General features: G+C 62.0%; 20 protein-coding genes and 1 tRNA gene. 4 read left to right on the top strand and 17 right to left on the bottom strand.

What is annotated here, in order from left to right:
• Window positions 1-2: 2 nt before the first annotated feature.
• The 5 genes from ACXYMS_RS04645 to ACXYMS_RS04625 form a co-directional block, all read right to left on the bottom strand.
• Window positions 3-1,328 carry a lipopolysaccharide biosynthesis protein gene (locus ACXYMS_RS04645; protein ID WP_458904076.1) on the bottom strand — a complete coding sequence of 442 codons (1,326 nt, stop codon included), beginning with the start codon at window positions 1,326-1,328 and terminating at the stop codon, window positions 3-5.
• Complete coding sequence (locus tag ACXYMS_RS04640) at window positions 1,325-2,500, bottom strand: lipid II:glycine glycyltransferase FemX (RefSeq protein WP_458904075.1); 1,176 nt, start codon at window positions 2,498-2,500, stop codon at window positions 1,325-1,327. The genes ACXYMS_RS04645 and ACXYMS_RS04640 overlap by 4 nt, the downstream gene beginning before the upstream one ends.
• A 181-nt stretch (window positions 2,501-2,681) precedes the next feature.
• A complete protein-coding gene (locus ACXYMS_RS04635) occupies window positions 2,682-3,380 on the bottom strand; it encodes a YjbE family putative metal transport protein (protein WP_458904073.1) in 699 nt (232 codons plus the stop codon).
• A gap of 344 nt (window positions 3,381-3,724) precedes the next feature.
• A tRNA-Lys gene (locus ACXYMS_RS04630) sits at window positions 3,725-3,800 on the bottom strand.
• Window positions 3,801-3,956: 156 nt separating this feature from the next.
• A complete protein-coding gene (locus ACXYMS_RS04625; RefSeq protein WP_458904071.1) occupies window positions 3,957-4,154 on the bottom strand; it encodes a hypothetical protein in 198 nt (65 codons plus the stop codon).
• Window positions 4,155-4,442: 288 nt separating this feature from the next.
• On the opposite strand from ACXYMS_RS04625, the gene ACXYMS_RS04620 reads away from it, so the two are divergent.
• Complete coding sequence (locus ACXYMS_RS04620) at window positions 4,443-5,552, top strand: pyridoxal phosphate-dependent aminotransferase (protein WP_458904069.1); 1,110 nt, start codon at window positions 4,443-4,445, stop codon at window positions 5,550-5,552.
• On the opposite strand, the gene ACXYMS_RS04615 is transcribed toward ACXYMS_RS04620, so the two are convergent.
• From ACXYMS_RS04615 to ACXYMS_RS04565, 11 genes are all read right to left on the bottom strand, one after another.
• The gene (locus tag ACXYMS_RS04615; RefSeq protein ID WP_458904067.1) at window positions 5,537-6,481 is read right to left on the bottom strand and encodes an endonuclease/exonuclease/phosphatase family protein; all 945 of its coding nucleotides are present in this window, start codon (window positions 6,479-6,481) and stop codon (window positions 5,537-5,539) included. The genes ACXYMS_RS04620 and ACXYMS_RS04615 overlap by 16 nt on opposite strands.
• A gap of 146 nt (window positions 6,482-6,627) precedes the next feature.
• Window positions 6,628-8,181 carry a 2-isopropylmalate synthase gene (locus ACXYMS_RS04610; protein ID WP_458904065.1) on the bottom strand — a complete coding sequence of 518 codons (1,554 nt, stop codon included), beginning with the start codon at window positions 8,179-8,181 and terminating at the stop codon, window positions 6,628-6,630.
• A gap of 118 nt (window positions 8,182-8,299) precedes the next feature.
• Window positions 8,300-8,428 (bottom strand): hypothetical protein, encoded by a 129-nt coding sequence (locus ACXYMS_RS04605; RefSeq protein WP_458904064.1) that lies wholly within the window; start codon window positions 8,426-8,428, stop codon window positions 8,300-8,302.
• Window positions 8,429-8,530: 102 nt separating this feature from the next.
• The gene (locus ACXYMS_RS04600; RefSeq protein ID WP_458904063.1) at window positions 8,531-8,959 is read right to left on the bottom strand and encodes a hypothetical protein; all 429 of its coding nucleotides are present in this window, start codon (window positions 8,957-8,959) and stop codon (window positions 8,531-8,533) included.
• Window positions 8,960-9,024: 65 nt separating this feature from the next.
• Entirely contained in the window at window positions 9,025-9,906 is an 882-nt protein-coding gene (locus ACXYMS_RS04595) for a PhzF family phenazine biosynthesis protein (RefSeq protein ID WP_458904061.1), read from the bottom strand.
• Window positions 9,903-10,400, bottom strand: coding sequence for a heme-degrading domain-containing protein (locus tag ACXYMS_RS04590; protein ID WP_458904059.1), 498 nt, complete (start codon window positions 10,398-10,400; stop codon window positions 9,903-9,905). The genes ACXYMS_RS04595 and ACXYMS_RS04590 overlap by 4 nt, the downstream gene beginning before the upstream one ends.
• A gap of 3 nt (window positions 10,401-10,403) precedes the next feature.
• Entirely contained in the window at window positions 10,404-10,868 is a 465-nt protein-coding gene (locus ACXYMS_RS04585) for a GFA family protein (protein ID WP_458904058.1), read from the bottom strand.
• Between the two features lie 272 nt (window positions 10,869-11,140).
• Window positions 11,141-12,163, bottom strand: coding sequence for a ketol-acid reductoisomerase (ilvC, locus tag ACXYMS_RS04580; RefSeq protein WP_458904056.1), 1,023 nt, complete (start codon window positions 12,161-12,163; stop codon window positions 11,141-11,143).
• 32 nt (window positions 12,164-12,195) lie between these two features.
• Window positions 12,196-12,843 (bottom strand): TetR/AcrR family transcriptional regulator C-terminal domain-containing protein, encoded by a 648-nt coding sequence (locus ACXYMS_RS04575; RefSeq protein ID WP_458904055.1) that lies wholly within the window; start codon window positions 12,841-12,843, stop codon window positions 12,196-12,198.
• An 843-nt stretch (window positions 12,844-13,686) separates the two neighbouring features.
• Window positions 13,687-14,550, bottom strand: coding sequence for a hypothetical protein (locus ACXYMS_RS04570; RefSeq protein ID WP_458904054.1), 864 nt, complete (start codon window positions 14,548-14,550; stop codon window positions 13,687-13,689).
• Window positions 14,551-14,696: 146 nt separating this feature from the next.
• A complete protein-coding gene (locus ACXYMS_RS04565) occupies window positions 14,697-15,002 on the bottom strand; it encodes a TM2 domain-containing protein (RefSeq protein ID WP_458904052.1) in 306 nt (101 codons plus the stop codon).
• Window positions 15,003-15,145: 143 nt separating this feature from the next.
• On the opposite strand from ACXYMS_RS04565, the gene ACXYMS_RS04560 reads away from it, so the two are divergent.
• Window positions 15,146-15,334 carry a hypothetical protein gene (locus tag ACXYMS_RS04560; RefSeq protein WP_458904050.1) on the top strand — a complete coding sequence of 63 codons (189 nt, stop codon included), beginning with the start codon at window positions 15,146-15,148 and terminating at the stop codon, window positions 15,332-15,334.
• Here the strand turns inward: ACXYMS_RS04560 and ACXYMS_RS04555 are convergent.
• Window positions 15,331-16,215: an alpha/beta hydrolase family protein gene (locus ACXYMS_RS04555; RefSeq protein ID WP_458904048.1), complete on the bottom strand. Its 885-nt coding sequence runs from the start codon at window positions 16,213-16,215 to the stop codon at window positions 15,331-15,333. The two genes, ACXYMS_RS04560 and ACXYMS_RS04555, sit on opposite strands and share 4 nt — an antisense overlap.
• 150 nt (window positions 16,216-16,365) lie before the next feature.
• On the opposite strand from ACXYMS_RS04555, the gene ACXYMS_RS04550 reads away from it, so the two are divergent.
• Window positions 16,366-17,487 carry an NADH:flavin oxidoreductase/NADH oxidase gene (locus ACXYMS_RS04550; protein ID WP_458904047.1) on the top strand — a complete coding sequence of 374 codons (1,122 nt, stop codon included), beginning with the start codon at window positions 16,366-16,368 and terminating at the stop codon, window positions 17,485-17,487.
• Window positions 17,488-17,594: 107 nt separating this feature from the next.
• Window positions 17,595-18,026, top strand: a complete 432-nt coding sequence (locus ACXYMS_RS04545) for a hypothetical protein (RefSeq protein WP_458904045.1) — start codon at window positions 17,595-17,597, stop codon at window positions 18,024-18,026.
• The last annotated feature ends 17 nt before the right edge of the window (window positions 18,027-18,043 follow it).

Here is an 18,043-nt window from a genome sequence, read left to right as displayed (position 1 = left end):
AGTTACTCCGCCGCTGCCACCGTCCGTCGCGACTTGAACCACTGCAAAATCGAAACGTCGATCTTGGCGGTCCTGAGCGCCACCAGCCAGAGAGACACCGACCAGACAGAAATGGCGATGATGGCCGCCATGGCCGCACCAACCAGGTGGAATGGCGGCACCAGTAGGACATTGCCCAGAGCGAGCGTGCCCATGCCCAAAAGCACGGCCGGTAGACTGGCCCAGGGACGGTCATGGATGGACAGCACCATCGAAGCAGGACCCATGGCCGACCGAACGACAAGAGCCAGGCAGAGGATTGCCAGGGGCAGCGCGCCGGCGACGAAACTCGGACCGAACAGCAACAGAGCAAAGGGCGCACCGATGACCACGAGCACGAACAGGCTAATCGACACCAGGCTCGCCGCCAGATTGGCTTCGCCTACCTTACGATGGAACGACGCGCGATCGGCATTCGCCTCGCTTTCGAACATGTCGGGCAGGATTACGGCATAGACCGCCGCCACGCCAAATGAAACCAACGAGAAGATGCGGGTACAGACGCCGAAGATAGCGAGTTCCTCGCGGTCCAGGAGACCAGCTAGCAGCAGCAGGTCGATATCGAAGAAGAAGTCGGTCGCCAACGTGATGAGCACCCAAGGCGCGGCGAAGCGCCACCAGCGCGGAGTTTCCGCCGACCGCACCGCGGCCGTCTCATCCAGACGGCGAAGAGTGGTGATGACGAAGCCAAGATGCACCAGCGCGATGAGGACATAACCAGCAGCGGTGACCCAGAGCATGGCGGCAAAGGCGTTGATCGGCGCATTCAGCATCGCCGCGCAGCCCAGCACGGTCGCCAGCACCATCATCGGGCGGAAGATGCCATCGGCGAAGAAGCCGGCAAAGGGGCGTTTGAGGCCGACCAGCACCGCGCCATTGACGTAAACCAGCGCCGTAGCAAGGGCCAGGAACGCCACCGGCACGAAGTGGGCGGCTACCACGCTTTCACCCTGGCCCAGCCAGCCGAGCAGCGTCGGCCCCGCCGCCAGTAACGCCAGGAAGACGATGGCTACGTGGCCATAGGCCCGCATGACAAATGCCACGAGCTGTCGCCGATCGCCACGGGCGCGGTATTCAGCAGCAAAATAGGTGCCAATGGTTTGGAACCCGAGCGGCATGGCGACAGCGATCAGATTCACGGTCGCTATGACGATCAGATATTCGCCCAGGATGGCTGCGCCCCAAGCGCGCGCAATGAAGGCCTGCACCAAAAAGATAAGTCCGGCACCAAACAGGCGTCCGCCAAAGATGATGCTGGATTGCGACGCCAGACGCCGCGCTAGGCTCATTGGAATTCCACAGGCAATGGCGAGGGCATCTGATCGGGCCGGGCCCTAGAGGGCCGGACCAATTCAATACGACGCCGCAAGGCGTTAAAGGCTTCGCGCGCCGCAAAGGCCCCTGCCCCAAACGCGTAGGCCAGCGGTCGCGAGGCAAAATTGGCGACCGGCGGAACCGGCCGGATCAACCCGGCGTCGCCCACCATGCCCTTCTTGAACTGGTGCAGGCCCTGAAAGCCATCAGTGCCGCCTAGGTCGTACCAGCTGGCGCGGGTGTGGTCGCGCAGCCAGCGGATAATGTGCCAGTGCATGAAATAGCCGGCGCGCAACGGCAGCGCCCTTTCGTTGGTGGCCCCATAGAGATAGACGGCTCGATCTCCCGCCTTGAAGATTAGCGCCCCGGCAACCAGTACTCCCTTGTGACGCACGAAGAACAGTTCGGGCCGCAACTGCTCGTCCATGGCCATCAGCGCATCAAGCGTGTCGAAGGCGGAATAGTCCGGGAACTGCTTGCGATCACTCATCGCCGCATAAAGGGTCTTGAAATCGTCCAGGCGCTCGGACCCGGCATGTTCGAAACTGAGATCGGACTTGGCTGCCTTGTTGAGCTGTCGCCGCCAGGTCTGACCAAAACTCTTGCGCTGCGCTTCATCGCTGAGGCGCAGGTTGACCAAATAGCGTTCGGGAAAGCGCAGCAGGGCGCCGCGTTTGAAGCCGCGCGCGCGCAGGCGCTGATACTCGCCATTATGCTCCAGCACCGAGGCGTGGGGCAGGATGGACAGCATCATGCCGCGCTCACGCGCATACTCGGCAACCAGGGACTCGATCATGCCAGCATACAGCGCTGCCGCATTCGCGGCGTGGGCATCTGCCAGCATGGGCCCCCATTTGATGATGGCGATACTGGCCAGCCCGAGGGGCAAGCGCTGCACCATGACCAGCGCGCCACCAACAATTCGACCGTTGCGTTCGAACAGTCGAGGCTCGGGGGTGACCCCCGGCCAGCGGATCGAGGCAAAGGCAAAAAGCTGTTCCTGGCAAATGCCATCAAAGCCCGAGATGATGGCATCCCAGTCTCGCCCATCGACCTTGCGCGTGATCAGCGCCGGACGATCGGCGCGTTCCATGGTTTGCAACGCGGACGACGTATGGTCTTGATTCATTCCGGCGGTGATGGACATGGCGGCGCTTCCGGCTAGATGCGTTCAGCCGAAAACTAGCCCCGCAGGGTGTGTAAATCCCTATCCCTGCGAAGCAAATGCCGCAAACCTGCGGCATTGGTTACCAAACTTCGAACCGCCCAGAGGGGCCAACCACGCCAGCGGCGTGACTGGAGACGCAATGCTCGAACGGCTCACGCCGTTAGTGCGCAGCGGCAGCGCCCAGTTCATGCGGCGTATAGAGCAGCGGAATGGCCGGAATGTCGACAAAGGCGCCCAGACCTTCGAGCGTCATGCGGACGGCCACGAAGAGGATGATGACCAGGCCGACCCAGGCAATCCAGCGGAAGCGATGCAGCAGGCGGGCAATAAAGGTCGCCGCGACACCCATCAGCACCACGGAGAGCGCGAGGCCAAAGATCAGCGCTTCGGTGTGGTGCTGCGCTGCGCCGGCGACGGCAAGCACATTGTCGAGCGACATCGACACGTCGGCGATAATGATCTGGATGATGGCCTGACGGAGAGACTTCTTCGGCGCCTTGCCAGCTACGGTACCATCGGCGTTGTGGTCAGCGTCCGAGAGCGCTTCGGTCGCTTCGCCTTCCTCCGCGTGCGAGACGCTGAGCTCACGATACATCTTCCAGCAGACGTAGAGCAGCAGGATGCCGCCGGCGATCAGCAGTCCGCCGCCAAGCGAGAGGAGCTGAGTGGTGATGAGCGCAAAGCCGATGCGCAGGCCGGTCGCAGCCAGAATACCGATGAGAATGGCCCTGCGGCGCAAGTCTGGGGCAAGCCCCGCTGCGGCAAGGCCGATCACCACCGCATTGTCCCCCGCCAGCACCAGGTCGATCATGATAACCTGCATGAGCGAAGTTAGAAAACTCGGATCGATACCGAACATAATATGTCCTTGCGGGGAAACCACTGAGAAGTGCCACGCTGCTACCGCCGCGCGGCCTGCACATCAAGGGGGCATGATGCCCAAACAGACGAAAGTTCAAGATTAGAGGGGGTTTCAGCCCGGACTGGACAGCTTGGTGACAGGCTGGACACGAGCCGAGCAAAAAATGGAACAGGCCGTCATCAGCTACCCCGACAAACCACCCGCCATCTTGGGCAATCGGCAATCATCAAATCCGTCCGGCAGCGTCAGCGAGACAACCTGGTCGGCGCTGCTATCATCCAAGACGCGCGACCTCACCGAAGTGAGAGCATCTGACCAAGAAATTCAAATGGGGGAGACTTTGGTGGGTGCACAAGGGCTCGAACCTTGGACCCGCTGATTAAGAGTCAGCTGCTCTACCAACTGAGCTATGCACCCGAGGGCGGTTTGTGAACCGCCGTCACCAAAGTGGCGCCTCTCTACCAAAGCGATTCCACACTGTCCAGCACTCAAAGGCAGATTGTGTGGATAATGTTTGAGGCCCGCAATTCGGAGTCCCGTGCGGCACCCGGCCGGGGAGGCCGGGCGCCAAGCTTACTGACGTAAATGCCGATAGTCATCCAGTTCCAGCACGTTGCTGGTGGATGTCGGCTCTTCGGGCCGAAATTCTTCCATGAGCCCGATGGTTCGCTCGATGATGTGACGCAATTGACGCGATCGTTGGTCCGCCCCCTGCAATATGGTGGCGGCCCGCTGAAGATGGTCTCGCGCAAGCACGTAGGTGGGAGGCACGCGCAGTCTCCTTGAGATGAAATGATCGCAGAATCGCCTTGCACAGGCGCACTTCCAAACTGGGCTGCCATAGTTCTCGACATCTTGCGGCCGCAGATCGCATTTAATTCAAAATGCCGGATGACGTCTTTGTGCCTCAGCCCCCCGGATGACGGGGATTCCGCAATGAACGATAGAGCTTAGGCCTGTGCAAAACACCGGGGGCAGAAAATTCTGGACCTCGGCTCATGGCTGCCATGCGCCGCGTGCTGGGTTAAGATCGCTGGAATCGCAGTCCAGGGTCTTGCCGTGTCTCATCCCCCCTTTACCACCATCATCGATCCCCTTCCCGAGACCGTTCCCTTCGTGGGGCCGGAGACTATTGAGCGCCGCACAGGAATAGCAACGCGCGCCCGCATCGGCGCAAATGAGTCCGGCTTCGGGCCCAGCCCCCGCGTGATTGCCGCCCTGCGCGAGGCAGCCCCGGAATTCTGGACCTATCCCGATCCAGAGAACTATGCGCTGCGATCGGCGCTGGCCGCGCATTTAGGCGTTGCGAATGACCAGGTGACGATCAGCGAAGGCATTGACGGGCTGATGGGACTGCTGGTGCGCCTGTTCATCGCGCCGGGCGACATTGTGGTGACCTCGCTGGGTGCCTACCCCACCTTCAACTATCATGTGACAGGCTTTGGCGGCGACCTGCGCTTCGTGCCATATAAGGGTCTTCATGAAGACCCCGAGGCGCTGGCTGCCCTGGCGCGCCAGACCAATGCACGCATGGTCTACCTCGCCAACCCCGATAATCCCATGGGCTCGTTCTGGCCCGCTGCCGATATTGAGCGTTTCATTGCTGCCGTGCCGGAAAGCTGCCTCATCGTTCTCGATGAAGCCTACATGGAGACCGCACCGGAGCCTCCGCTACCCATCGACGCCGAACGCCCCAACCTCTTGCGCCTGCGAACCTTCTCAAAGGCCTATGGTATGGCTGGGCTGCGCTGCGGCTATGCCATAGGCCATCGCCGGCTGGTGGGCGCATTCAACCGCGTCCGCAATCATTTTGGGGTCAACAAGGCCGCACAGGTGGCGGCCCTCGCGGCCCTGGATGACCAGGCCTATCTGCGCTGGGCGGTGGACGCCATCGGCGCGGCGCGGACGCGCATCGCCCACATTGCGACGCAAAACGGTCTCCTCGCACGGCCTTCGGCCACCAATTTCGTGGCCATAGACTGCGGACGCAACGGAGTGTTTGCGGTGTCGGTGTTGGAGCGCCTGGCCGAACAGGGCGTTTTTGTCCGCAAACCTGCGGCGCCGGGGCTCGACCAGCACATCCGCATCAGCGCCGGCCCCGAGGCCGCGCTCGATATCCTGGCGGAAGCCCTGCCGATTGCGCTCGGAAAGGCTCAGTCGGCGCCGTAAAGCCCGACCTCTGCCCAGAGCGGGCGATGGTTCGAGCCAAGGCTGTCGCCGGCTTCTAGGGTGATGAGTTGCGCCGAACCACGGGTGAAAACATTGTCGATGGGCACGCCTAGAGGACCGAACGGAACCGGCCAGGTTGCCGGCTGCGTCGGTCCAGGCGCCAACCCCTGCCGCTGCCCGACCCGCGCCAACGGTTCCGACCAGGATGCCGAATTGAAGTCCCCGGCCAAGACGACGGGACCGTCAATACCGCTGAGAACCCGATCAATGCTGCGCAATTCGATGTCCGCCGTGTTGTCGTAATAGGGTTTGGTCAGATGCACACCGACCATCGTCACGGGCTTCTCGTTGATCCTGATACGCCCCACCACCAGCCTCTCGCGACCCAGCGGCGGCAAATTGGTCACCACCACATCCTCGAACGGGAAACGGGAATGCAGGGAAATGTCGCAGTTCTGCGGCATGTCGCAGCCGGCCTGATAGGGCAGGACTTCGGCCAGCCGTGCCAGGTGCTCCTCGACCCCGGGCGTCTCCATGACCAGCATAACGTCAGGTGGATCGGCCAGGACCGTCTCGACCAGTGCCTCTGCCCGCCGGTTGTTGGCGAGCACGTTGAAGCTGAGAAAGCGGAACTGCGCCAGCGGGGCGGCGGCATGCCCGACCCGTCGGCCTTGGAACTCCATCACATAGGTCAACCCATGCAGACCTGCCGCCAGTACAATGGCCAGCAAAACCACGCCACGCCAGCGCGCCCCCACCAATATGACGGCGAGTGCCAGCAAGATGCCGCATGCGACGAGATGAAAACGCAGAGATTGCAGCAGCAACTCGCCCGGCAGTCCGGGCCGAAAGGCAATGACTGCGAGGACGAAAACCAGAAGTGCGCCGAGCGCCAGCAGCGCCCCACGAAACTCGCCCCAGCTCAACATGCCATCGTCCGAAAAACCCCCGCGCACCAATCAGGCTAGACCAGCTTTCGGTGCTGGCCGCAAGCTGTTCGCCCACGTGCCAGCCCTGCATCCATGTACAATCTGGACCCGACCACGGTCGGGTTCTTCTGCGCCCCGCGATGGGGTCACCCCGCCAGCGCGCCCTGGGCCGAAGCCCCACGCTCGATCATCACACGGTTGAGCGCATTGAGATATGCGCGGGCCGAGGCCACCAGCGTATCCGGCTCGGCGGCATTGCCCGAGGCGATACGCCCGTTCATTTCCAGGCGCACATGGGCTGAGGCCTGCGCATCGGTGCCGCCTGTGACACCGTCGACCGCGTAGAGCACCAGATGAGGGGCTTGTCCCGAAGCCGCCTTGATGGCGTTGAAGATCGCGTCCACCGACCCCGTCCCCTCATAGGACACCTTGGTCTGTTCGCCATCTATAGTGACCGTCAGATCGCACCGATGCACGCCGCCAGTCTTTGAAACGACTTCCATGTCCACCAGCCGGATGCGGTCGCCGACCGAGCCCACCTCGTCATCCACCAATGCGATGATGTCGGCGTCGTAAACATGCTTCTTGCGGTCCGCCAGGTCCTTGAAGCGCTGGAACGCCTCCTGGAAGGCATTGTCGCCCAGTTCGTAGCCCATTTCCTTGAGCTTGTCCTTGAACGCAGCGCGGCCCGAATGCTTGCCCATGACCAGCGTGGTTTCCTTGATACCGACACTGGCCGGGGTCATGATCTCGTAGGTCTCGGCATTCTTGAGCATGCCGTCCTGGTGGATGCCGCTCTCATGGGCGAAGGCATTCTTGCCAACGATGGCCTTGTTGTACTGCACAGGGAAGTTCGATGCCGCCGACACCACACGGCTGGCGCGCGCCAGATGGGTGCTGTCGATCTCGGTATAGAACGGCATGGCGTCGCCACGGGTGCGCAGAGCCATCACGACTTCTTCCAGCGCTGCATTGCCGGCGCGTTCCCCGAGCCCGTTGATGGTGCATTCGATCTGCCGCGCGCCACCGGCCACACCGGCCAGCGAATTGGCCACGGCCATGCCCAGGTCATCATGGCAATGCACCGAGAAGATCGCCTTGTCGGCGCCGGGAACACTCTCGATGATGGTCTTGAACATCGAATAATGCTCTTCCGGCACCGCATAGCCAACCGTATCGGGCAGATTGATGGTGGTGGCACCAGCCTTGATGGCGGTTTCGACGCAGCGCTTCAAGAATTCCAGCGGCGTACGGGTGGCGTCCATCGCCGACCATTCCACATCGTCGACCAGGTTGCGGGCCTGCGCCACGGTACGCGCGATGATTTCGATCACTTCGTCTTCGGTCTTCTTCATCTGGTGCGCCAGATGAATGGGCGAGGTCGAGACAAAGGTATGTATGCGGCCCTTCCTGGCATGCCGAACGGCCTCGCCGGCACGGTCGATATCGGCGGTGATGGCACGGGCGAGGCCCGCCACGGTGGCATTCTTGACCTGCCTGGCCACGGCCACGACAGCCTCGAAATCGCCATTGGAGGCGATGGGGAAACCGGCCTCGATGATATCGACGCCCATTTCGTCCAGCGCTTCGGCAACCTGGAGCTTTTCCTCCAGCGTCATCGTGGCGCCAGGCGATTGCTCGCCGTCGCGCAGGGTGGTGTCGAAGATGAAGACGCGGTCTTTATTGCTGTCGACGGACATTGTCGTTCTCTATTCCTATCGGCCCCGGCGCAATGGCTCTCTGGACCGGACATTGCTGGATGTTCGGTTGATGGCGCATTCCCCTGACGACCCGCTCGACTGTTCGAGCTGCCGGTGATCAGGGGCTGATAAGAAGGAGAAGAAGCGCGGCGGGCAGCAGCAGCAGGCCAGCAGCAATCATCAGGGCGCGGTTACGCTCCTGAGTTTGTGCGATGGCCATGGCTTTGGCGCTGCGGCGCTGCATCATATACGCTCTGGTACGCTTTTCGGTGAACCAAACAATGCGCGAATCCGCCTGTCGGTGCAAGTCCGCGCGCTCGGATAATGTTACTTTTCTTTGACCGTCCGGTCAGTTGAAGGCGAAGACCGCCGCCAGCAGGACACCGAGGAAAGACAGACCCGTGATCTTGTGCGCCAGGCCGGCCTTTTTCCCCGCTTCGATGTCGCCACCCTGCGATTTCTTGAACTGGATGCCGCCATAGATGATGGACGCCAGCATCAGGGCCACCAGTGCCGTCTTGATCCAGAACCAAATCGAGGCGCCGCCCAGGCCACCATATTTCATGAATATGATCAGCGGGCCGGTGACGAGCAGTGCTACCATGGCCACTTTGCCCACCTGCGCCAGCGCATTCATCACCCCGAAATAACCTGCCTGCTGTTCAGGCGAAGCACCAACCATGCGAGCACCGATCACCGGGCCGACAACAGAATTGGATCCGCCGGCGACAAATGCCACGATATGTGCCCAGATGAGTAGATTGATGACGATGTCCATCGCCTGTCCCACTGTTGCTAGTCCCCAAGGCGGATATTAGCACTCTCGGCGGTTGGCGGGAAAGGTCATTCGAGGTCAAGCACCCCTTCACCCACCACCACCGCATGTCCACCAATGGCGCCGTGCACGAGTTGGTCGCTTTCCTTGCGCGACTGCAGGGTGATCCGGCAGGGCCGGCCCATTTCATGACCCTGGCGCAGTACATAATCCGCCTGGCCGGTGCCCAGTTCCTGCTCGGCCAGCAGCCCGATCAGGGCCGCAGCAGCCGAGCCAGTGCCAGGGTCTTCTCCCAGCCCCATGCCGAACATGCGCGCGGCGATGTCATTGTCCCGCTCCTCTGGAGTGAGGGTGAAGACATAGGCCGAATGATGGTCGTGTTGGAACACGCTGTTCCAGGCCGTGCGGTTGACGCTGATCCGCTTAAGAACTTTCCCGTCGCGCACCGGGATCAGGTGGAAGGTGACCCCGGCCGAGAAGACAGCCGGTTTGAACATGTCGCAGCCGATCTCATCGACCTCGATCCCCAGCGCCTGTGCGATGCCCAACCGGTCAGGCAGGTCCGCAATGCGCGACGGCAGGCGCGGCAGGGTGAAGCGCGCCTCGCCGGTACGCCGGTCGATCCGCTCGAACAACGCCGTCACCAACCCGACCTTTTCCTCCATGCGAATGGCGGAAGCGCGGCTGTTGAGGCCCAATGTCACAGCGGCGCCTACGGTTGGATGCCCGGCAAAGGGCAATTCTTCAAAGGGTGTGAAAATGCGCAGGCAGGCGCTGTTTCGCTCGTTCTGCGGCTTGCAGATGAACACCGTCTCGCTGAGGTTGAACTCGCGGGCAATGGCCTGCATTTCATTGTCCATCAGCCCGTCGGCCTTGGGCACAACGGCCAGGGCATTGCCCTTGAGTGGCGTCCGGGTGAACACATCGAGGATCAGATAGGGTAGCTTCAATTTGCAACCTCTGGCAGGGCATAGTCGGCACGTGACATGCTCAGGTGGTCACAGAGAGCGTCAACAGCAACGCCGTGATCGCTGCGGCCCGGCAGGCCGGAAATGGTCAACGCGCCGATAATCCCTGCCCCTGCCACGCGGATCGGGAAGCCGCCGCCGGCGATGACATAATCTGCCGGATCGACGCCCGATTGCACCGAGAATGGCCCCTCGCCACGTTCAAGCACCAGCCGGTAGGTGGCGCGCTGGAAACGGCGAACTGAATTTATCTTGCGACGCACCCATTCGGTATTGTCGGCGCCGGTGCCTGGTGTGGCCGAAAAGAACAATTGCCGGTCCCAGGTCCGCAGATCCACAACCAGCGACAGGTTCTCTTTCAATGCCCGGTTCCAGATCATCGATCCGATCTTGAAGGCCACGGCCTCGTCAAATTCGGGCAGCATCAGTTCGGTTTCCTGGCGCTTGACCAGCACGATCTCTTCCGGGGTATTCATGTCTCAATCCTGGTGGAAGCGCGTCCAGGCATCGAACAGCGGCGTGCGGTCCGCGATGCCCTTGTTGAAATTGGCCTGGGTCGGGTCGATTTGTGCCCAGGCGGCCTTGCTGTCGGTCCAGATATTGCCCACCGGCGCGGCCCAGTCGAGATTGTCGAGCGAACCAGCGCGCACCACCTTAATGCCTCCGGCAGGCGGCACATTCCAAAGCCAGGTATGGCAATTGGCGCAGAAATGCATGGCAATGACATTGCCGCTGTCGGCAGTGCGGTCATAGCGCTCGGTCTCGCCCGACAGCACCTCGAAATCATCGTCCTTGACGATCATCGACATCGACCAGCCCGCACCCGAATAGCGCTGGCAATCCTTGCAATGGCAATTATAGACCGACAGCGGCGACACCTTGAGGCGGTAGCGCACCGCGCCACACGAACACCCACCCTCGACCGGAAATTCTGGCAACGCCATGACTCGCCTCCTAATGTGCCCGAACTTCTAGGACTTTTACGCGCGGATGAGAAGCCGAGTGAGATTGCAGGTTTCGTCTCGCGAGCCATCACCGCACCTCCCGCGTCAATAAGGCTCCCCATTGCGCCGCTTCAGGGGCTTGGGGCCCTTTGCGGCTTTGTCTGCTTCATCCTCCACGAACGGCTCTGGGCGCGCATTGCCTGGGGCCGCCGCCCGCAATAGCAAAAGGCGGGCCCGAAGACCCGCCTTTCAATTCAATCGATCAAGTCGACTTAGTTCTTCGCCTTGTCGACCAGGGCGTCGGCCTTGATCCAGGGCATCATGTCGCGAAGCTTGCCGCCGACTTCCTCGATCGGATGCTCGTCGGCCAGGCGACGGGTCGCCTTGAAGCGGGCGCCGCCGCCGGACTTGATTTCCTGCATCCACTCGGAGGTGAACTTGCCCGACTGGATGTCGTGCAGCACGCGCTTCATCTCGGCCTTGGTTTCGCTCGTGATGATGCGCGGGCCGGTGACATATTCACCCCACTCGGCGGTGTTTGAGATCGAGTAGTTCATGTTGGCAATGCCGCCCTGGTAGATCAGGTCGACGATCAGCTTCACTTCATGCAGGCATTCGAAATAGGCCATTTCTGGCGCATAGCCGGCTTCCACCAGCGTCTCGAAGCCGGCGCGGATCAACTCGACCAGGCCACCGCAGAGCACGACCTGCTCGCCGAAGAGATCAGTCTCGCATTCCTCGCGGAAATTGGTCTCGATGACGCCTGAACGGCCGCCGCCAACGCCCGAGGCATAGGCCAGGGCGATGTCATGGGCATTGCCCGAAGCATCGTGATGGACGGCGATCAGGCACGGCACGCCGCCACCCTTCTGGTATTCGCCGCGCACGGTGTGACCCGGGCCCTTGGGGGCGATCATGATCACGTCGACGGTCGACTTGGGCTCGATCAGGTTGAAATGCACGTTGAGACCATGGGCGAAGGCCAAAGCGGCGCCGTCGCGGATATTGGGCTCGATATGTTCCTTGTAGATGTCGGCCTGCAGCTCATCGGGGGTGAGCAGCATGATGACATCGGCCCAGGCGGACGCCTCGGCAACGCTCATGACCTTGAGGCCTTCGCTCTCGGCCTTCCGGGCGGACGGCGAACCGGGGCGCAGGCCCACGGCGACATTGGTGACGCCACTATCGCGCAGGTTCAGCACATGGGCATGGCCCTGCGAACCGTAGCCGATAATGGCCACCTTGCGGGACTTGATGATGTTCAGATCGGCATCACGATCATAATAGACGCGCATTGGGGTTCTCCCTGAAATTTGTGCGATTTGTTTCAGCTATTCGCCTTGGCCCCGTAAAGGGCCAGGAACTGATCCGCCGCGGCCTTCACATCGGCTTCGATGTTGGCTTCGACATTGGATTGGGTCAGGGCCTTGTCGCCGAGCAGCAGACGGATCTGCACATCGCGAACGACCAGGCCAAAAAAGGTGCGATAGGCTTCCTCGCTCGAGGGGAAGCGCAGCAGCCGCGCGTCACGCGCTGCTTCGAGAATGGGCTTCAACCGCCGGCGAATGGCCATGGGGCCGTTTTCCAGCACGATATTGCCCAGATCATCCTTTTCCTGCGCCGCATGGGTGATGGCGGTGCGGTTGAGGGTGATCGAGACTTCCCCGATGATGGTGGTCAAGAGGTCACGCGCAAACTGTTCGAGACTGGCGCGCAGGGCCTTGAGGTTGAGATGGCTGCGGTCGACAAAGGGCATGCGCACCTTGGCCGCCTGCCATTGCACGGTGGCGGTGAGCAGCCCGTCGCGGTCGCCGAACCACTTGTAGAGCGTTTCCTTGGAGCATGAGGCGCGCCGCGCCACCGCTGTCATGGTGAGGCCATCGCCATTCTCGACGAGCAAATCCAGCGCCGCCGTCAGCACTGCCTGCTGCCGGGGGGTGAATGTCTCTTCGTTGACCTTGATGGCCAGGGCCACGACAACCTCTTCGCTTCAAAGGACAGCCAAATGCCGCGCTGCCTTTCCTGATTAAGGGCGTACCGTACGGTACGGTTCGTGGCAAGTGGAATTTTGGGGCTTGTGGTGGAGGTGGTGTGTCTTTCCGGGCAATGGACGTGGCCGCGCGCCGGATCGCCTCGCGGCCTCCGGTTCTCGAAAATGGACGTGTCCCGAGGCGCGTGCGTCTCAGTAAGTTTTAATAGATAGAGACGTCGCCGCCTCGGGACACCGGTTTTTCGCATAGGTCTCGGTCCCCATTGAACGCTCGTCGCAGGGTGACCGCTTCCTAATCGCGCAACTGGAGCGACCCAGCTACGCCCGGCTCCCCCCGCAAAGTTCGCTGCAGTCCGTCCGCGCGGGAGTGATGGGGGGATTATGGGGGAGGGTTGAGAGGGCGGGGATAAGTTTTTGGATTGGCATACTCGATCCGACTCCCTCCCCCTCGCGGGGAGGGCTGGGGTGGGGGGATCGCGAGCAGGATGTCAGTTGCTCGCGACCAGTGCGTGATGCACCCCCACCAGCTCTGCTACGGCCCTTCGGGCCCAGCGTCGCTGCCTCCCCCGTCAAGGGGGAGGAGAAGCCTCGCGTTTGGCTCGCTATCTGTGAAGGCCCCAAGCCTGCTCCTCCCCCTTCTTCAGGCGGAGGCCGGGTAGGGGTTCACGCGTTACCTAGTCGGCCGGATTCGACCCATCGCGGTCGTTAATTGCGCTACGGGCATTCCCGAAAGTTGCCGGTGCCCAGACACTCGGAGAGCCACGTCAAAGCGGGCGCGGCAAATTGGCTGACCGGCGACGAGAATGTCGAAGGCACGGCCCATCCAGTCTACTGAGTACGCAGCGTTGCGGCCAGTTGGGACGGGGACACGGGGGCGACCGCGATGTTGAGATGTCTGTACACGTACGTATCGCGGACCAAGTCGGGAGGCACGTCCATCTGCTTTTCTGTCACCGCCACGAGATACCTTACCGATCGGAGCTCTCGTCCGCCCAGTACGCCTTGAGCATAGGCATCGGACTGGATTGCCGCATCATGCAACTTGGCATCTACGCCCGACTGAGATTTTACGACTTTCCATTCGGTGAGCACCATGCCCTCTGCGGTACGCGAAGCGACGATCTCATCGACAGGCTCGTGAGATATCAAATCTGTTCTCGCCGATTTGGAGTGCGCCTTGAAGGCGTAGATTCCATGCTGCAACAAGTGAACAGCGCCGAGCGCCTCGCAAGCAGTCTCTCCCGATTCATACGCGGCTTGCCACCTGCTTCGGGCGACATCGTCGGTGGCAATCGACCACCGCAAATGAAGTATCGCCCTCTCAGTGCGCGACGTCAGGTCAGCCTGACCATCGCTCAATAGCTGGGTCACTTCTGCGGCCAACGCTTGGAGAAGGACCAATCCTTCAAGTAGAAGCATCGCTCGCATCTGCATGCCGGGTTCGCTCCGAGTGATGGCTCGCAGCCTGTCTTGTCGCCCAAACGCGTCGAACAAGGGCTTGGGCATCGAGGGATATTGAACCCAGGTGAACTCCTCAGTTAGCTGAACAATTTCGACAAGTCGCGCAAATAGCGACTTGTCGATGGCGGACAGGTTGGTCTCCTTGTGAGCCAACTCATTCGCCAATCGAGCAGAGGCAATGAGGGCGTCAATACGCGCCCTGATAGCAAACCAATCTTCTCGCAACGACATCAGCACACCACCCCATGCTCCAGCGAGCGGAGACTAACTGGTGATCCGCCAATGAGTAAGCCCGCACCACAAATCAGAACCGTCAGCCCGGTAAAGCGTCCGTCTGAAACTCACCCCAAAAGTCGATTCTTTCGGCTCAAGCCCCCTCACCTTCTCCCCAGCACCCGATCCGCAATCTGGCTATTCCTTCCCGCAGCGATGCCGGGGATGAGGAGGGCGTCGATGAGCCACCAGAGGCCGACAATGGCCCAGAGGAAGCCGAGCACGCCGAAGCTGATGAGGGTCAGCACGAGGATGACGCCGGAGAGCGCCAGCATGACCAAGCCGCTGAGCGGGCGACCGAGATAGAAGCGGTGCGCGCCGACATAGCCGAGGAAGAACCAGAGCAGATAGGCGACGAGAAGCGACTTCTTTTCGATATCGTACTGGGCGTAGTTGCGGTCGGCGGTCATCGGGTCTCCTTGGTTGTGTCTCACGTGGAGACCTGAGCCGCTCCATTCAAGACTTTGGCCCGCTGGCGCATCGGGTCCGCCCCGCCACAATCTGGGCACGCCCCTGCCCTAGACACCAGCAACCCGTCCAACAGAGACTTTCCATGCCGACCGATTTTTCAAGCCTTTTCGTCCTCGGCATTGGCGCCGCGATCCTGCTCTGGCTCGTCTTTTCGGTGATGAAGAAACTGTTCGGCCTGGCGCTGATCGCCGCGCTGGTGTTCGGAGGTTATATGCTCTGGACCAATCCCGACCTGCTGCGCGGGGCCATGGACTTGGTCGGCCTCGCCTAGGCCAGATATTTCGCGAAAAACTCCAGCACCGCCGCCCGCATGCGGGGCGTTTCCTGGTGGCCGATGCCCGGTTCGCTGACAAATTCCAGCCTGTCCGGCGTTTCGGCATAGGCCGGGCGCAGATCCGCCATGGCGCGGGCGACCGCCTCGGGCGGGCTGAGATGATCGGCTTCGCCCACGCAGATCAATTGCGGGCGCGGGGCAATCAGCGCGGCAATGGCGCCGCCATCGGTCTCCCGTAACAGGCCCGGCACGGTGAGATAGATACCGTGCCCGTCATGCGCGCCCAGGGCAATCATGGTGCGGAAATCGGCAAAGCAGCAGAGATGCGCCACCGCCGAAATCCGCCTGTCCACGGCCGCCAGCCAATAGCTCAGCACGCAGCCCATGGAGAGGCCGAAGGCCCCGATCCGGCCCGCATCGACATCGTCGCGGCCCATCAGATAGGTCAGCGCCGCGGCATGGTCGCTCAGCATCTGCCCGAACAGCGACTTGCCCTGCCAGAGCAGCGCCTTGGCGGCAAAGCTCTCGGTCACCGTCGCGCGCTCGCCGAAGATGGGCATGTCGATCGAAAGGGTCACATAGCCTGCCCGAGCAAAGACCGGCCCCAGCGGGCTCACCAGATAGTCCCGCCCATCAAGCAGTTCGCGCGCGCCCATGGCATAGAGGCCGCCATGGGAATGACCGTAGAGAATGGCCGGCAGCGGCCCCGAGATCTCTGTCGGGCGGGTGAGAATACCGCGCACGACGTCCTCGCCAATCCTGAGGCGCAGATGCTCGATGAGATAGTCGCCCATCGATACGGACTCGCTCGACACCAGGGTGACGCCGCGATCCTCGAAAGAGAGCAGCTCGCGAAACCGCCGGGCGGTGATGGTCATGACGTCTCCGGACAGCTGCAATCCGCCCGAGCCTACTCTCAGGCCTGCCCCCGCCGCAACACAGTGTTCAATCATCGGCACTTGCCGATGGAGTGCGAAACAGGCATGTAGGGTCTATTGACTACAGCCCCGTTCGGCCAAGGAAATTTCATGTCCAAGCTTCTCTCGCCCGTCACCCTGCGCGGCCTCACCCTGCGCAACCGCACCGTGGTGGCGCCCATGTGCCAGTATTCCTCCATCGACGGGTTCGCCAATGACTGGCATTTCGTGCACCTGGGGCGCTTTGCCCTAGGCGGCTTCGGGCTGGTGATCGTGGAAGCCACCGGCGTCGTGCCGGAGGGGCGCATTTCCTATGGCGATATGGGCCTGTGGAAGGACGAGCAGATCGCCCCCCTCGCCCGCATAGTCGACTTCCTGCATAGCCAGGGCGCCGCTGCCGGCATCCAGCTGGCCCATGCCGGCCGCAAGGCCTCGACGCCGGTCTCCTGGCGCGGGCCGGATGACCTGGTGACCGAGGAGCAACGCCAGGCCGCCGGCTATGAGCATTGGCAGCCGGTTGCCCCCAGCGCCGAGTCGCACGATCCCGCCAATCCCGATTTCCAGGTGCCGACCGCACTCGACGCAGCCGGCATCAAACGGGTGATCGATGGTTTCGTCGCCGCCACCTTGCGCGCCGAAAAGGCCGGGTTCGATACCGTCGAAATCCACGCCGCCCATGGCTATCTGCTCAACCAGTTCCTCTCGCCGCTCTCCAACCATCGGTCCGATGAATATGGCGGGAGCCTCGAAAACCGCATGCGGCTGGTGCTCGAAATTGCTGAGGCGGTGCGTGCCGTCTGGCCCGAGGACAAGCCGTTGCTGGCCCGTTTCTCGGTCAGCGACAATGCGCCGGGCGGCTGGACCCCGGAAGACAGCGTCGTGCTGGCGCGCGAACTCAAGACCCGCGGCGTTGACGCCATCGATTGCTCCAGCGGCGGTTTCGCCCAGGGGCGTATCGCCTCGACCGCGGCCTATCAGGTGCCGTTCTCGAAAACCGTCAGGGCGGGCGCCGGCATCCCGACCATGGCCGTGGGCCTGCTTGGCGATGTGGCGGCCGCCGAGGCCATTCTCGAGCGGGGCGAGGCCGATTTCATCGCCTTGGCCCGTGGCGCCCTCGATGATCCGAACTGGGCTGTCCACGCCGCGCGCACCCTCGATGGCGATTATACGCTATGGCCGGTACAGGCACGTCGCGTCGAGGGTCACGACAAGGCTTTGGGCATCCGCACGTAAAGCCGCGGCAGCGACACAGGGCGAACCAAATTTTGCCCTGTTCACGCGGCTACCCTTGCAGCCTGCTTGACTGATGCCCACGTGAGGCAGGAGCACGGGAGAATCTCATGGATACCAAGGCCGCCATTTTTGCCCTGATCACCGTCTGGGGCGTCGGCGCCTGCGCGGCCGTTCCGACCATCGCCCAGGAAGCCGAACCAGCCGCCGAAGAAGGCGATGTCCGCGAGGACAATCCTCTGCTCAACCGGGTCTGGGTAAAGCAGGACGATGCCTCCGCCCTGCCCGGCGTCATGCACATCTTCCTGGCCGACGGCACCATGGTGTCGGATTCCTGCTGGGAGACCTATCGCCTCTCGAAATGGCAGCAGGTGTCCGAGACCGAGATTTCCTGGGAAGAGGATGGCATGACCATCAGCGCCGACATCTCGTCGCTCACGGCGGACGAGCTGGTGCTCAATCTCAAGCTTGTGGGTGGCGCCGAGGCCCAGCGCTTTGCCCCGGCTCTGGTTCCCTACGTCTGCCCCGATATGGAAAAGTGAAGCCTTTGAGACCCCAC

Source organism: Devosia sp. CAU 1758, assembly GCF_054482695.1.
The sequence above is the reverse complement of the archived record's forward strand: the minus strand, read 5'-3'. Positions and strand labels throughout refer to the sequence as shown.